The organism is Methanothermobacter sp. (assembly GCA_030055615.1).
In the GTDB taxonomy this organism is placed as follows: domain Archaea; phylum Methanobacteriota; class Methanobacteria; order Methanobacteriales; family DSM-23052; genus Methanothermobacter_A.
The window spans coordinates 527,910-543,363 of record JASFYN010000001.1 but is presented as its reverse complement, the minus strand read 5'-3'; the positions used below and the strand labels follow the sequence as shown (position 1 = coordinate 543,363).

The window sequence follows — 15,454 nt, the reverse complement described above, 5'->3', positions numbered from 1 at the left end:
TCCCTGCCACTAATAGACTCACTATAATCCTTAAGCCTCTTAGCAATCTCAACCTCAGGAGCCCCACCACCAGCAACAACCTTCTCATCCTCAACAGTCGCAGAAACCACACCAATAGCATCTTCAATGGCTCTCTCCACTTCACTTACAACATGTTCTGTGGATCCTCTTACGAGTATGGTGACTGCTTTGGGTTCTTTGCATTCTTCTACGAATATCATCTCTTCTCCTGAAATTTTCTTCTCCACGACTTTTCCTGCGTTTCCAAGGTCTTCTTCGCTGAGGTCTTCGATGTTTGTGACTATTTTTCCGCCGGTTGCCTTTGATAGTTTTTCGATGTCTGATTTTTTAACTCTTCTGACGGCGAGTACGCCAGCTTTTGCTAGGTAGTGTTGTGCTAGGTCGTCGATGCCTTTTTGGCAGAATAGTACGTTGGCTCCTGTGCTCACTATCTTGTCTACCATGTCTTTTATCATTTTTTCTTCTTGTTCGATGAAGGCTTGCATTTGTGATGGGTCTGTGATTCTTATTTCAGCGTCAACTTCTGTTTCTTTAACTTCTATTGGACAGTTGAGTAATGCTATTTTGGCGTTTTCAACTTTCTTTGGCATGCCTGGGTGTACTCTTTCTTTGTCGATTATTACTCCTTGTACTAGCATTGAGTCGTCTACGCTGCCGCCTTCTTTCTTTTCTATTTTTATATGGTCTTTGTCTACTTCTCCGTTTTCTTCTACTTGTTTAACTGCATCTACAACAAGCTCGGCTAATGGTCTTCTGGCTTTTTCGGTCCCTTTTCCTGTCATTGCTGTCATTGCAACTTTTATTAGTGTGTCTTTGTCGCTTGCATTTATTGCTATTGACTCTAAGATTTCTTGGGCTTTTTTGGCTGCTTGCCTGTAACCCATTGCTATTATGGTGGGGTGTATGTCCATGTCAAGTAATTCTTCTGCTTTCTTTAAAAGGTCGCCTGCTATTATGACTGCTGTTGTTGTACCGTCTCCTACTTCGTCTTCTTGTGTTTTGGCAACTTCTACCAGCATTTTAGCTGCTGGGTGCTCTATGTCCATTTCCTTTAAGATCGTGACACCGTCATTTGTTACTACGATATCCCCCAGGGAGTCTACGAGCATCTTATCCATTCCCTTAGGGCCAAGGGTTGTTCTAACGGTTTCTGCTAATACTTTACCTGCTAGTATGTTCATCCTCTGGGCGTCTCTTCCAAGGTATCTGCTTGTACCTTCAGGTAGAATAAGAACTGGTTGTTGTTGTCCTCCAGTTAACTGTGCCATGTGATCACCTCAATATAATTATTTGCAATTATCCATGGGTTAGAGGTTCTATAAATATTTTACGGTTATTTTTTGGTTATAAAAATAGTAATATACCTATAACATCTAAAGCTTTGCATTGGGAAAAAATAAAGGACGCGATATTATGCCAAAGATAATAGGAATAGTGGGAAGTCCAAGAATTAATGGTAACACAACCTTCCTAGTCAAGGAAGCATTAAACGCAGCAGAAAAAAAGGGAATTGAAACAGAACTTATAAAACTCGCAGAACATGATATAAACCCTTGTAAGGCATGCGACACTTGCCTAAAAGGTGAATGTCCAATAGAAGACGACATCCCCTTATTATTAGAGAAACTAGAAACAGCTGATGGTATAATAATAGGCAGTCCTGTCTACTTCGGTAATGTAACAGGACAAACAAAGATTTTCATGGACAGGACAAGGCCTCTAAGAATAGGTTTCAAATTAAAGGACAAAGTAGGAGGGGCAGTAACAGTAGGAGGCTCAAGAAACGGTGGACAAGAAACAACATGTAATGCAATCCACAATTTCCTATTAATACATGAAATGATAGTAGTGGGAGATGCTTCACCCACAGCACACTATGGTGGAACAGGGGTTGGACGCGGGGAAAAAGACTGTGAAGAAGACGAATTCGGCATAGAAACATCCAGGAACCTCGGAAAGAAAGTCGCCGAGCTTGTTGCAAAAATCACCTAATCTATTTTTCAATTTTTTCCCAGATTATATCATCACCCCTATTATAAGATCTGAAATAGCCCTTCCTTTCAAGGTTTCGAAGAATCTGTAACATGTTCTCATACTTCAAATCCTTGAATCCTATATCTTGTATGAAAGAATGTAATTTTTCAGTAGTGGCCTTCCCCTTTGGTAATAGCCTGTAAATTTGTGACTGAAATGACGTAAGATTCTTTTTAGGCTTTGCTGTCAACTTATTAAAGTATCCCCTTATTCTCTCTAATTCTTCGATCTGGGCTTCCTTTTCGCTTAAAATCTTATTCAGATTCTCTATGAGTTTATCCTTTTCCTTTAAAAATTTTTCAAGCTCCTTTATGCGCTCATCTTTCTTTGCCAATTCTTTCTCTAATCTTTCCAGCTTTTCACTTTCATCCTTTCTCTTCTTGCAATTTTCAAGTTCCAGTTCTAATTTACTTATTTCAAGCATGCATGCCTTAACAAGACGCCTTAATTCCTCTTTCTCTGAATCTTTAAGAAACATGTTAATCACTTGAAAAAAATCACTGCTCATCCTCTCTGATATTTATCCTTCAAAAACTTAAAAAATTTTTCTTCAACCCTAAGAGAAATTAATGCGCATAATATCCCAATTAAAGCTCCCATAATAACATCTGATGGATAATGTAGGCCCATATAAATTCTGGAAATTCCCACTAAAACAGCCAAGAAAAAGAAAATAGGAAGCCTACCATATTTCACCCCAAGGATTAAAAATCCGCTAAAGGCAGCTATACTATGACCAGAAGGTAGAGAATAACCCCCAACAAGGGTATAAGGCCTCACCCACCCTATAACTTCAAATGGGCGGGGAACTTGAAAAATGGCCTTTAAAAACTCGCTCAAAAAATAGCCTAAAAAAAGGGCTAAAAGGCATGTGAAAGCCACTCTCTTACCCTTATCACCAAAAAAGATGAAAAGTACTATGGACACGATTATCCAGAATACCTGGGTCCCCGCAAATGTTATAATCGGCATCAAAAAATCAAAAAAAGGATTACGCATTTGAACATTAAAAAAATAAAGTAATAAAAGATTCAGATGATACAAACCTTCCAGTAGACTCTCGAACATTTCTAGAATATTATCTCATTTATTAACTCTGCATTTAATATTGATGCACCTGCAGCTCCACGTATCGTATTATGACCAACCAGCACATACCTTAGACTATTCTCAAATGCAGCATCCCTTCGAAGCCTACCAACCGTAACAGCCATCCCATTGGATTCGTCCCTGTCCATACGTGGCTGTGGTCTGTCCTCATCTTCCCTTACAATTATTGGTTTTTCAGGCGCGGAAGGCAACTCCAACTTCTGCGGTATCCCTTGAAATTCATCCATGACCCTTTTTATATCATCGATTTCAAAATCTTCCTCAAGTTCTATGAAGACGGCCTCTGTGTGCCCATCAAGTACGGGAACCCTATGACAAGATGCACTTATACCAAACTGGGCAGGTGTGACCTTACCATCCTCTAATTCGCCAAGAAGATGTAACGTCTCTGTCTCTATCTTCTCCTCTTCACCCCCAATATAGGGGATTATATTATCTATTATGGCCATTGATGGGACTCCATTGTATCCAGCGCCTGAAACAGCTTGCATAGTAGCTACATAAACTCTTTTTATAGTATAATGGTCATGTATGGGCTTTAAAGTCAATGTAAGAGCTATCGTAGTACAATTTGGGTTCGTGACTATGAAACCATCCCATCCACGCCTTTTTTGCTGAACTTCTATAAGGTCTAGGAAGTCAGGGTTAACTTCTGGTATGACCAGTGGCACGTCAGGTTCCATCCTCATCGCACTAGCATTTGAAGCCACTACATATTTTTCTGCGAACTTCGGCTCCACTTTCGCAGCTATATCAGCTGGTAGGGCCGAAAATAATATGTCAACATCCCCCACCTTAGAGGGGTCTGTCCCCACAACTTTTATGTCCTTAACTGACTCTGGCATTTTACTTTGAAGATACCATTTAGCAGCTTCCTCGTATCGCTTTCCTTCAGAACGTGGAGAAGCTGTAAGCACCTTAACCTCAAATTCGGGGTGTTTATCCAAAAGTTCTATGAAGCGTTGGCCGACCATTCCAGTCGCGCCTAGGACTCCCACATCAACCATTATAATCACCTGATTCCTAATACATCCTTCATATCTGATATTTTGCCTGGTTCTGCTTTTTCTATAAATCTAAGGGCCCGGATAACACCACCAACAAAGGCTTCTCTGCTATGTGCCCTATGGATCATCTCAAGTCTTTCACCCTCACCAGCGAAAAGCACTATATGGTCTCCTACTATATCACCAGCCCTTATGGCGTGTACTCCTATTTCATCATCTGAACGTTCACCTATAAGACCCCTCCTGCCATATACGCTCACCTTATCAGGGTCTCTCCCAGTAGCGGCTGATATTATCTCCAATGCCTTTAAAGCAGTTCCTGATGGCGCGTCCTTTTTATGTTTATGGTGTGCTTCTATGATCTCAACATTATAATCCGGTAAAAGTTTTGAAAGTTCCTCAAGTACCTTGAAGAAGACGTTAACGCCCACAGCCATGTTAGGTGCAATTATAGCCTTAACATTACCTTCCTTGACGTCTTTTCTAATCTTTTCTAACTGTTCAGTTGAAAAACCTGTTGTCCCCACCACGAGGTTGATGCCAAGTTTTGAAGCCTTCTCTACAGTATTTACCGCCGCATCCGCTATTGTGAAATCAACAACTACATCAGGTTTCGAATCCTTGAGGACCTCCTCTAATTCTTCTGCGGGGGTTACCTTAACTCCGATTGGACCTATACCTACAACCTCTCCAACATCCTTTCCTTTAAATGGTGTGTTGGGCGCTTCTATGGCTGCCACAACTTCCATGTCATCCTCTTTTGTTATTCTCCTCACGATTCTTGAACCCATCCGGCCACAAGCACCGCTTACCGCTACCCTGATCATGTTATCTCACCTTTAAAGTAATGAGAGATCCTCTAGTATCCTCCTGAGTTTTGCCCTGTTTTCTTCTTTGAGTTGACCTAGTGGTGGTCGCACATGGCCAGCGGGTTTGCCCATCATATTTAATGCTTCCTTAGCAGGTACAGGGTTGGTTTCAATGAACAAGCCTTTCATAAGATCATATAATTCATAGTGGGTTTTCATCGCAGATTCAAAGTCCCCTGAAAGAGCCTCATTAACCATCCTTGACATCCTGGCAGGGTCAACATTTGCAACAACTGATATAACACCTTTAGCCCCTAATGGTATCATTGGGAGTGTGAGATTATCGTTACCAGATAGTATGACAAATTCATCGTCAAGACCCCTCTCCATGAGTTTTTTCATCAACTGGGATACCTTGTCAAGGTCTGGGCTGGCCTCTTTAAGTCCTATTATATTATCCTCCTCTGCCAATTTTAGAACAGTGTCAACATCGATATCTGTCCCTGTCCTTGAGGGTACATTATAGATTATCAAGGGTATCTCTGCCGCGTCGCTAAGTATTTTGTAATGTTCTAGTAGGCCGTGTGGTTGCGGTCTGTTATAGTATGGCGTTATGACGAGCGCAGCATCGGCTCCCGCTGCATCGGCGTGTTTTACAAGCCCAAGGGCTTCCTTTGTGGAGTTGCTGCCGGCTCCTGCGATGGTGGTTACCCTACCATCGACTTCTTCAACTAGGAGGTCTATCATCCTCCTTTGTTCTTCGTGGGTTATGGTGGCTGATTCGCCTGTGGTCCCCGCGATTAGGAGACCATCAACCCCATTCTCTATCAGATAGTTTATGTTTTCTCGTAGCCCATCCTCGTCCACTTCATCATCTGGAGTGAACGGGGTTATCATGGCTACGATCGTTCCTTCTATTTTCATTTTAAAACACCCCTTACGAGTTCATAAGCTTTTTTCCCATCATCCCAATCAACAAATATCACCACAGAGGTTTGTGATGATGAGATTTCAACAATATTCAAATTATGTTCCCTTAATGGTTCTGTGATCTCTGAGATTATCCCTGGCGTATCTATAAATTCTGGGCTTGAAATTGTGATCATTGCAATATCTCTGCCAAGGGATAGGGAACTTAGGTTTTCGTCTTCAACTACAACATCATGTAAGAGTTTGTGGGCTTCTTGTGCATCTTCTTTCTTGATGAATAATGTGATGGAATTTTTTCCAGTGGACACGCCTATAATATTAATATTTTTTTTAGATAGGGTGGATGTTAATTTGGCAAGTATGCCTGGCTTGTTGAGAATTTCCTCTCCCACTACTGCGAGCACGGCTAATGGTTCTGAATTAAATGTTACAGTCTTCAGTTGCTCTTCTTTTGACGGGCCTATGATCTCTGTTCCAGGCGCTGAAAGATCTCCATGCTCAAATCCTATTATTTTAGCCTTTATCTCAGGTAATTTATATTTCAAGGCGTGTGGGTGGAGTACTTGGGCTCCGTGGGTGGCCAGGTCCCTCATCTCCTCTACCGAGATTTTATCTAACTTTTTAGCTTCTTGGAGTTTGTTTGGGTCAGTTGACATGACCCCTCCAACATCTGTGACTATTATAACCTCATCTGCATTTAGGCAACGTCCAAGTAGAAATGCTGTGATGTCGCTCCCCCCTCTGCCAAGGGTGGTGATATAACCATGTTTATCTCTTCCCAAGAATCCGCAAACAACTGGTATAATACCCTGGTCTAGGAGCTTTAAGAGTATCTTGGATTTTTTTATTGTTGTTTTAAGATCTACCTTAGCATCTAGGAGGTTGCTGTCTGTTATTATTGGCCATTCGCTCTTGTATGGGTCTATGTATTCGGATTTCACACCAAGGGATTCGAGGGCTGAAGAAAATATCCTTGCACTGGTCATTTCACCCATAGAAACTACTTCAGCTAGTTGTTTTTCTGTGATGGTATTGTTTGTGGCTTCTTCCACGATCTCTAAAAGTTCGTCTGTTGTTCGGTTAATGGCTGATACTACTACTACTATCTTGTTTCCTTTCATGTATTCTTTCACTACTGATTGGGCCGCTTTCCTTATCCTTTTACCATTCCCTATTGATGTGCCCCCAAATTTTGCGATTATAAGTGACATTAACCTACCCCTCTTATTGTGACTGTTGCCTCATGAGTCGTGTTATGTAACCTGCTATCTTGTTTCTGAGGTGTTTTGTGTTTACTGTTGAGAATTTCTCGACTAACTTCTTGTTCTCTTCAAAATCCACTGTGAATTTCCCAGGATTCTTTTCTATTAATTCTTTAGCTATCCTTTTAACGAATGCTGTTCTAATATTCCCCATGCCTATTTCCTCCTGAGTATTTGTTCTTGTTCCATTTTGTTTAATTCTGTGAGTATTCTCATGATTTTTATAAGTTTGTCTTCATCGATTTTGTTTTCTTTGGCGATTTTCCTCGTCTTTTCTTCGATTTGTTTTTCTCTTTCAGGATCCCAGATGTCCATGTTCAAAGCCATCTTTGCTTTTATTATATTCCTTGCCAAAGAGGTTCTCTCAGAAATGAGTTCTAATATTTTTTCGTCTATAAGGTCTATTTTTTCTCTGGATTTTTTTAAAAGTTGTCTGGCCTCTGATTTTCTCATTGGAGATCACCTAAACTGTGTGCCCTGGTTGTCAACACTTGTTATGATTATATCCCCAGGATAGGAGCTCCATGCATCTATGATATCATCCTGTTTTTCTTCTCTTGTTATGCTGACAAATGCTGGTCCTGTCCCTGATAAGCCTGCTGCGATCGCACCCGCTTCTAGGGCGTCCACTGCAACTTCTGGGTTGAATCCTAGTGTTGCACAGTATATTATACCATTTAAGGTCAATGCCCTGTATAGGTCGCCTTCTAGGGCCTTTTTAAAAGCTATCTCTACTAGGGGTGCGAGTATCTTCATCCTTTTAACATTGGATTCTGCAGTTAAGGATTTTCTCTTTGGCATATATATTAATATCTTTTGATTTTCCATGAGTCCCCTTTTGATTATCTTCCTTTCAAGGTTATCTGTTATTGTGAATCCACCATAGAATGAAGCGCTGGCATCATCAAATGCTCCTGTGATTGTGACCCCAGCTTTTAAGGAAGCATCAATAGCCAAATTGAGAATCTCCCATCTTTTAAGGGGTTCTAGGCTAAATTCTTCTGCTATGAGCTTGGATGCGGCCATTACTATTGCGTTTGAGGTTGCGCTGCTACTTGAAAGTCCTGACGCTACTGGTAAGTTAGATGTGGTTTTAATCTTTAACCCGGTGCTGGTTATATTATATTTTTCAAGGACTAATTTTGCGCATGTTCTCATTAAGGTCGTGTCGATGTCCTCCTCACAGACACATTTTATTCCTTCCGGTATGAGTTCAACTTCTGCTGTTACATGGCGCTGGATAGCGAAGGCCGAACCCTTACCGGTTGCGATAGCATTGATTATAGTGGCCGAACCGGGTGAACGAACTTTTATTTTCACTATACCATTCCACCCCCTAATATTTATCATTATTATTCATATTATATAATATTTTTTAAGAAGAATGAAATTTTTTCAACCTCCGTAAGTGGAGGCTTTTTCTAAACTTTGAAAAATGCTCAAAAAGATTATCTGGGGTGGGATTTTTTCCCGAAAGTTTTAATGAACATCCGAAAACTCCAGATTCTTTCATTCTTATGGGATTATTAAGTTATATTATCACTGTTGTATTGTTGGGCTTTTAAAATCCTATTTTTTAAAATCAATAGGCCCTTTTGTTGGAACGCTTAACTTATGAGGATGAAAATTTGTCGTTTTAGTGTATAGGATTCGCTTGTGTTCATTTGAGGATGATAACCCTTTTACTTTTTTTGATGGCGATTGATAGTCGCATCCTCTTATTGAAGGGATAAGTATTTATTGAAACAAGAATTTAAAAAGGATAAATGGAGGTTAATATTTATGGTAGTCAAGATTGAAGTGTTCACATCACCCACATGCCCATATTGTCCAATGGCACTAGAAGTGGTTGAAGAGGCTAAAAAAGAATTTGGTGATGCCATAGAAGTTGAACAAATAGATGTGATGGTTGACAGAGAAAGAGCAATTGAATATGGTTTAATGGCCGTGCCAGCGATAGCCATGAATGGTATCCTGAAATTTATAGGAGCTCCTAGTAAAGAGGAGCTTATAGAAGCCATAAAGGAAGAATTGGAAGAATCTTCTTTTTAAGATTTTAATGAATAAAAAGAGCCAAAATTTCAGTATAACAACAGGCACTGCCGCCACAGCAGCGGCAGTTGCTTCTATTTTACATTTAAAAGGCGAAAACAATATCAAAAAGGTTACTGTAGACGCTCCCTACGGCAAATTAAAAGTAGACATTAAAAGCGTGGAAAAACTTTCAGAGAATAAAGCAAGAGCATCAGTCATAAAAAAACCATACAATGACCCTGATGTAACAGTGAACATAGATATAATCGCAACAGTCCAATTAAATAACTCCTCAAAGATTACCATCAAAGGGGGTGAGGGCGTAGGTAAAGTGACAAAACCAGGACTCCCAGTCCCCCCTGGAGAACCTGCAATTAACCCCACCCCAAAAAAGATGATAAAAGAAAATATAAAAAAATACTTATCCCCAGGAGAAGGGGCTACCGTAAAAATATCAGTACCAAAGGGAAAGAAAATCGCTAAAAAAACAATGAATCCCAGATTAGGAATAGAAGAGGGCATATCAATACTTGGAACAACAGGTATCGCACGTCCAATGTCCTCAAAAGCATATAAAAAGTCATTAGCATGCCAAATAAACATAGCAGCCTCTAGAGGATGGAAGGAAATAGTATTCGTACCAGGTAACATAGGAGAAAAAATAGCTAAAAAATACTTCAAAAACATTGAAGAAGACAGAATAATACAAATGGGCAACTTCCCAGGATACATGCTAAAAATAGCCGCTAAAAAACGCTTTAAAAAGATCATACTCCTAGGCCATGCAGGTAAACTCATAAAAATAAGCGCCGGGATATTCAACACAAAAAACAGTGTGGCGGATGGAAGACGTGAAATAATAACAGCCCATGCAGCACTAAACGGCGCCCCAAGACGCCTTTTAGTCAAAATTTTCAATAAAAGGACAGTAGAAAGAATGATAACCGAATTAGACGAAGCAGGACTAACACAACCAGTATTCGATAGCATAGCATCATCAATACGAAAAAAATGCAAAGAAAACTACCCTATGGATTTCGATGTGCTAATCTTCAACCTAAAGGGCAGAATACTCAACACCAATTTTAAAACAAAACCAAATCACACCTTCAACTAGGAGGAAGTCCATTGAAAAAGGTCATCATGATAGGTAAATTCCCACCACACCTCGGAGGAGTAGCATCACACACCTACAACCTAGCAAAACAACTAAAAGAAAAAGGATACCACATAAACGTCCTAACATACCCACATGAAAAAATAGAGGACAAAAACAATATAAAAGTCTCATCCGCCCCAACAATAAACATAAAAGGCCTAAGAGGGCTAATATTCACACTCACAGCCACACAGAAACTAATCAAAATAATCAGAAAAGAAAACATCGACATTATACACGCCCACTATATAATCCCCCCAGGCCTCATAGCACTAATAGGATCCATCATAACAAAAAAACCATACTACGTAACCGTACATGGATCAGACGCCCTCATATTATCCTCCAAAAGCATACTAAGACCAATCATCAAACTAATACTCAAAAAAGCCTCAAAGGTCCTTGTTATAAGCAAAAAATTAGCTGAAAAAGTCATGGAACTAGGAATACCCCAAAAGAAGATAATCGTCACTTATAACATGGTAGATACAAAGATATTCAACCCTCAAATTAAAACCTCATTCAGAGAAGAAATAGGGACAAAAAAACCAATCATACTATTCGTAGGTAATCTAGTGCCACAAAAAGGTGTTGAATACCTACTAAAAGCAAAAAAACTCCTAAAAAGAGACTCAAAGTTAGTGATAGTAGGTGGAGGACCCCTGTTAGAAAAACTAAAAAATATAGTCGAAAAAGAGAACATCAAAGATGTTATATTCACAGGACCCAGAACAGATATAAATAACATAATGGCCGCCGCAGACATAATAGTCCTACCATCAGTCTCTGAAGGAATCCCCATAGTATTATTAGAAGCCATGGCAATGGCCAAACCAATAATAGCCACAAAAGTTGGAGGCATACCCGAAATAGTGGACGAAAGTGTGGGGATCCTCATAGAACCCAAAAACCCCAAAGAACTAGCAGATGCAATAGACAAACTACTTTCAGATGAAAAAGGGAGAAAACGCCTAGGAAAAAATGGATTAAAAAAGGCTGCTAAATTTTCAACCATAAAAACCCCATACTAGTGATCATAATGAAATTAACCCATACGCATGAAGAATCCATCCACATGGTTGACGTGACCTCCAAACCCATAACCAGAAGAACAGCCACTGCAGAAGGAGAAATACGCCTCAAAGAAGACACGATAAAATTAATCAAAGAAAAGAGGATAGAAAAGGGTAACGTGCTCGCAACAGCCCAGATAGCTGCTATAAACGCCATCAAAAACACATGGAACATAATACCATTATGTCATCCACTACCCATAACAAGCACAAAATTGAAATTCAAAATCCTAGACGACAAAATAACCGTGAAGGTAACAGTAAAATGCAACGGCAAAACCGGAGTGGAAATGGAAGCCCTCACAGGAGTGAGCGTAGCACTTCTAACAATATGGGATATGGTAAAAAGCCTCGAAAAAGACGAAAAAGGTCAATACCCACATACAAGGATATCAAATATAAAAGTAGTGGAAAAAAAGAAAAGTGAACAAAAATGAACACCAAAAAGGCCATTATGGAAATAATAAAAGACTGTTACCCATCCATAGAAAAACTAAACCCTGCACAAAAGGCAGCAATCAAACAAGGCTACCTCGAAAACCAACACAATTATATACTAGCAATACCAACAGCAAGCGGAAAAACACTACTAGGCCTCATGGCCGCTATAAAAACAATACTAGAAGGTGGAAAAGTCATCTACACGGTCCCACTCATATCCATCCAAAACGAGAAAATTAAAGAATTCAAAAAACTTGAAAAGCACGGCATCACCGTGGGTAAAGACCCGAGATCTTCAGACCTTGCAGTCATGGTGTTTGAATCATTCGACATACTAACACGCTTCTCATGGAACACGATAAACGAGATAGACCTACTAATAATAGACGAATTCCATATGATAGGAGAATATACACGAGGACCCACAATAGAATGTGCAATCACCCGGCTAATGTCCTTAAATCCTAGAATAAGGATAATAGCACTCTCAGCAACCCTCAGCAACCTCGAGGAGATAGCAGCATGGTTAAATGCGAAGGTGATACAACATGATTATCGCCCAGTCCCACTCTACAAGGAAGTCCTAACTCTCGACATGTTAAATGCCCGAGAAAAAAACGAAGCCATAGTTAAGATATTACAAGAAGCAATCAAAGACGAAAACCAAATCCTCGTATTCGTATCAACAAGAAGATTCACAGAAGCCCTAGCAACATTCGTATCCCAAAAAATACAAAAAAGCATCCCCAAAGAGGCCAAAGAAATATTTAACGAAGTCGCTGATAAAATACTTGAAATCCCAAAAAAAAGCGGATCACCACCAACATTCACCTGCCTCAAACTCGCAAATTGCATAAAGGAAGGTGTCGCATTCCACCACGCAGGCTTATTCACCAAACAAAGAGAGATAATAGAAGATGAATTCAGAAACGGCAACCTATACATGATCACAGCAACGCCTAGTCTAATGTACGGTGTTAACCTACCATCCCAGACCGTCATCATAAGGGACTACACAAGATGGACCCGACAAGGACCCAAATGGATACCAGTATTTGATTATGAACAAATGTCAGGGAGAGCCGGCAGACCACAATACGACCAAGTAGGATACTCATATCTCATAGCAAAAAACCCAGAAGAAGCATACCAACTAGAAGAATACTACATACATGGTGAAATAGAACCCACCAACTCAAAACTCATAGAAAACAAGGATGCAGTCTACCACCAGATAATAGGACAAGTAGCAGCAGGATTATCAGACAACCCCAGCGATCTGATCCAATTCTTTAAACAAACATTCTATGGCCACCAGCTTACCAAAAATCCCAACATGAGCATCTTTGCTGATAGTCTTGAACATGAAATAAACTCTTCAATAAAATTCCTCATCAAAAACGAGATAATAAAACCAACCCCTTCAGGTTTAAGGGCCACGCCATTCGGACTCCTCATAGCCAATTCCAATTATAGTGTTGAAACAAGTATAAAACTCCGCCACCTCGCAACTGAAATGGACGAAATCGACACATACAAACTAATCTATGAAATATGCAAAACCCCTGACATGCCAATCATATCATTCAAAACCAGTAAAGGCAAGGATAGTGTCCGCGAAAAACTCCAAGAACATGGTATATTCGTCATGGATGTGGGCAACATTGAGGCCACCGCAGCATCCCTAATAGAATGGATAAACGAAAGAAGCGAATATGAGATCGAAAACCTCTTTAATGTATATGCTGCTTCAACCCGTAGAGCAGCATATGAAGCATCCCAACTCATAAAATTCTTCAAGGAAATATGTGAAGTCACAGGAGTATATGACCATTCACATGCACTTGACATATTAATGGCACGCTTATATTATGGCGTTAAAGAGGATATAATACCACTCGTTGTAGGGGTGAAAAGACTAGGCCGTATAAGAGCCCGCAGACTTGTGAAAACATTTGGATATAACCTAGAGAACGTGAGTGAAGATGAACTGCAGAAAATTGATGGAATTGGCCCCAGAATGGCAGCTGCTGTTAAAAAATATGCAAAAAGATAAATTAACAAAATCACAGCTTTTTAGACTTCTCAAGACAATAGCAAAGGATATTGGTATAGATGAAGTGATAGAATTCTGTAGTTCTATAAGGCAAGAATGTCGTTATGTTAACAAGCCTCTAAGAGAAAGGTATATAAAATTGTATACGCAAAGTTTCATGGACCCCCTCATGGATCTTAAAAGTAAAAGTTTCCATAGTGAAGAGAAAATTGATCTTGCAAAATTTATATACTGCGTCCGTCGTTTATTTGAGATGCAAGCATCAAAAATTCTTATAATATCTGTACTCTATTTTACTTTTGTAAAAGAGGAGCCTTTTCATCCTATAGGGACGCCATTTCCTGGAGGTTTTATTGTAAGGAAAAAGAAGGGCGTTTTTTACTGTCCAGTCAAAGAAAAACAAGAAGACAACAAGAATGCAACATGTGACATGTGCGTAGCATTCCAAGACCCCAAGGTGGCTTTAAATGCTTGAAAAGACCAGCATCCCCAAAAAGTTGACCAAAAGAGATCTTTTAAAGATTCTTAAAAAGGAAGCTTCAAAGATTTCAATAAAAGATATAATGGATGCGACAATCTACCTAAGGGAAGAAACTAAGTATATGTCAGCCCGGGAGCGGGAAGAGTTTATTAAAAGATTTACAAAGGCCTTTTTCAATAGGATGAGAGATGTGAAAAATGAAAAGGATAAAAAAGAATATAACAGACCAGTAAATACTAAAAGATTAATTGAATTTATAGAATTTCTTGATGAGCAACTCAAGAATGCCAAGGATAAGCCTGAGAAGTGTTTCCAGAAAATTGCAAGGATAATAAGTGTATATGCAACATTCATAAGAGAAGAACCGATACACCCTGTTGGGACCCGGTTTCCAGGTGGATTAATGGTGAAAAAAAGAAAAAATGTTTATTATTGTCCTGTTAAAGAAAAGCAAATGGACACTCCAGGTGCTCTTTGCAGGTTCTGCGTCAGCGTACAAGACCCTGAGGTTATATGAGAAGCCCTATCCCATCAATGACAAGTGCTAAGCCGATTAACCAAGCAAGGAAGATAGGATCCCTTGCGAATGTCCCCACTACCAGATATATGACCCCTATTATACACACTGCTAAGCTGGCTATTCTAGTTGACTTCTCCTCCCTAGCAAATAAACTTGCTATACCTGCTATTATCAGGATTATACCAACAAGGTAAATCCAGAATGCCGTTAAAACACTGAATAATGTGATGTTACCTATAATGGCAATTGCCAGGATTATGCCAAATATACCCAGTATCAGGTAGAGTATACCAGGTCCCTTGCTGATTGACCATGTTCTTGCCCCTAGAATGAACAACCATAATCCTATAAATAGGATGGCGACTCCGCTAAGAACGCTGAGTGTAAATATGGATGCCAATGGGAAAATCAATATCAGCACTCCTAGGATTAATGTTACAAGTCCAAGTGATCTAGTTCCATTAATATTTCACACCCCCCAATTTTTATACTCAAGAATCTGAAGTAGGGTGGAGGA

Annotated in this window: 19 protein-coding genes; 8 read left to right on the top strand and 11 right to left on the bottom strand. The window is 39.7% G+C overall.

Annotated features, from left to right (window positions below; translation table 11 throughout):
- Nucleotides 1-1,289 (bottom strand): thermosome subunit alpha (gene thsA / locus QFX38_03055; protein ID MDI9623848.1); only part of this gene is annotated, 1,289 nt, incomplete at its 3' end.
- Nucleotides 1,290-1,434: 145 nt separating this feature from the next.
- Here thsA and QFX38_03050 point away from each other — a divergent pair.
- Nucleotides 1,435-2,013: a flavodoxin family protein gene (locus tag QFX38_03050; GenBank protein MDI9623847.1), complete on the top strand. Its 579-nt coding sequence runs from the start codon at nucleotides 1,435-1,437 to the stop codon at nucleotides 2,011-2,013.
- A 1-nt stretch (nucleotide 2,014) separates the two neighbouring features.
- Here the strand turns inward: QFX38_03050 and QFX38_03045 are convergent, their stop codons facing one another.
- The 9 genes from QFX38_03045 to QFX38_03005 all read right to left on the bottom strand — a co-directional run bounded on the left by QFX38_03045 (nucleotide 2,015) and on the right by QFX38_03005 (nucleotide 8,493).
- On the bottom strand, nucleotides 2,015-2,533 hold the full coding sequence (locus tag QFX38_03045) for a hypothetical protein (protein MDI9623846.1): 519 nt from the start codon (nucleotides 2,531-2,533) through the stop codon (nucleotides 2,015-2,017).
- A gap of 26 nt (nucleotides 2,534-2,559) precedes the next feature.
- A complete protein-coding gene (locus tag QFX38_03040; GenBank protein MDI9623845.1) occupies nucleotides 2,560-3,027 on the bottom strand; it encodes a phosphatase PAP2 family protein in 468 nt (155 codons plus the stop codon).
- 98 nt (nucleotides 3,028-3,125) lie between these two features.
- Complete coding sequence (gene asd, locus QFX38_03035; protein MDI9623844.1) at nucleotides 3,126-4,172, bottom strand: aspartate-semialdehyde dehydrogenase; 1,047 nt, start codon at nucleotides 4,170-4,172, stop codon at nucleotides 3,126-3,128.
- 5 nt (nucleotides 4,173-4,177) lie between these two features.
- On the bottom strand, nucleotides 4,178-4,999 hold the full coding sequence (dapB, locus tag QFX38_03030; GenBank protein MDI9623843.1) for a 4-hydroxy-tetrahydrodipicolinate reductase: 822 nt from the start codon (nucleotides 4,997-4,999) through the stop codon (nucleotides 4,178-4,180).
- 12 nt (nucleotides 5,000-5,011) lie between these two features.
- On the bottom strand, nucleotides 5,012-5,905 hold the full coding sequence (dapA, locus tag QFX38_03025) for a 4-hydroxy-tetrahydrodipicolinate synthase (GenBank protein ID MDI9623842.1): 894 nt from the start codon (nucleotides 5,903-5,905) through the stop codon (nucleotides 5,012-5,014).
- Nucleotides 5,902-7,122 (bottom strand): aspartate kinase, encoded by a 1,221-nt coding sequence (locus QFX38_03020; GenBank protein MDI9623841.1) that lies wholly within the window; start codon nucleotides 7,120-7,122, stop codon nucleotides 5,902-5,904. Before QFX38_03020 ends, dapA begins: the two co-directional genes overlap by 4 nt.
- A 13-nt stretch (nucleotides 7,123-7,135) precedes the next feature.
- Entirely contained in the window at nucleotides 7,136-7,327 is a 192-nt protein-coding gene (locus QFX38_03015; GenBank protein MDI9623840.1) for a 30S ribosomal protein S17e, read from the bottom strand.
- A 2-nt stretch (nucleotides 7,328-7,329) separates the two neighbouring features.
- A complete protein-coding gene (locus tag QFX38_03010; protein ID MDI9623839.1) occupies nucleotides 7,330-7,626 on the bottom strand; it encodes a chorismate mutase in 297 nt (98 codons plus the stop codon).
- Between the two features lie 6 nt (nucleotides 7,627-7,632).
- Entirely contained in the window at nucleotides 7,633-8,493 is an 861-nt protein-coding gene (locus QFX38_03005; protein MDI9623838.1) for a shikimate kinase, read from the bottom strand.
- A gap of 462 nt (nucleotides 8,494-8,955) precedes the next feature.
- On the opposite strand from QFX38_03005, the gene QFX38_03000 reads away from it, so the two are divergent.
- From QFX38_03000 to QFX38_02970, 7 genes are read left to right on the top strand one after another with little or no spacing between them, the layout of a single operon-like run.
- On the top strand, nucleotides 8,956-9,225 hold the full coding sequence (locus tag QFX38_03000; GenBank protein ID MDI9623837.1) for an MJ0307 family thioredoxin: 270 nt from the start codon (nucleotides 8,956-8,958) through the stop codon (nucleotides 9,223-9,225).
- 7 nt (nucleotides 9,226-9,232) lie between these two features.
- Nucleotides 9,233-10,324, top strand: coding sequence for a cobalt-precorrin-5B (C(1))-methyltransferase CbiD (gene cbiD, locus QFX38_02995; protein ID MDI9623836.1), 1,092 nt, complete (start codon nucleotides 9,233-9,235; stop codon nucleotides 10,322-10,324).
- A gap of 11 nt (nucleotides 10,325-10,335) precedes the next feature.
- Nucleotides 10,336-11,397, top strand: coding sequence for a glycosyltransferase (locus QFX38_02990; GenBank protein ID MDI9623835.1), 1,062 nt, complete (start codon nucleotides 10,336-10,338; stop codon nucleotides 11,395-11,397).
- 8 nt (nucleotides 11,398-11,405) lie between these two features.
- Complete coding sequence (moaC, locus tag QFX38_02985; GenBank protein MDI9623834.1) at nucleotides 11,406-11,876, top strand: cyclic pyranopterin monophosphate synthase MoaC; 471 nt, start codon at nucleotides 11,406-11,408, stop codon at nucleotides 11,874-11,876.
- A complete protein-coding gene (locus QFX38_02980; GenBank protein MDI9623833.1) occupies nucleotides 11,873-13,936 on the top strand; it encodes a DEAD/DEAH box helicase in 2,064 nt (687 codons plus the stop codon). The genes moaC and QFX38_02980 overlap by 4 nt, the downstream gene beginning before the upstream one ends.
- Entirely contained in the window at nucleotides 13,884-14,411 is a 528-nt protein-coding gene (locus QFX38_02975; protein ID MDI9623832.1) for a DUF2115 family protein, read from the top strand. Before QFX38_02980 ends, QFX38_02975 begins: the two co-directional genes overlap by 53 nt.
- Complete coding sequence (locus tag QFX38_02970) at nucleotides 14,404-14,934, top strand: DUF2115 domain-containing protein (protein ID MDI9623831.1); 531 nt, start codon at nucleotides 14,404-14,406, stop codon at nucleotides 14,932-14,934. Before QFX38_02975 ends, QFX38_02970 begins: the two co-directional genes overlap by 8 nt.
- Here the strand turns inward: QFX38_02970 and QFX38_02965 are convergent.
- Nucleotides 14,927-15,403, bottom strand: a complete 477-nt coding sequence (locus tag QFX38_02965; protein ID MDI9623830.1) for a DUF308 domain-containing protein — start codon at nucleotides 15,401-15,403, stop codon at nucleotides 14,927-14,929. The genes QFX38_02970 and QFX38_02965 overlap by 8 nt on opposite strands.
- Nucleotides 15,404-15,454 lie beyond the last annotated feature (51 nt).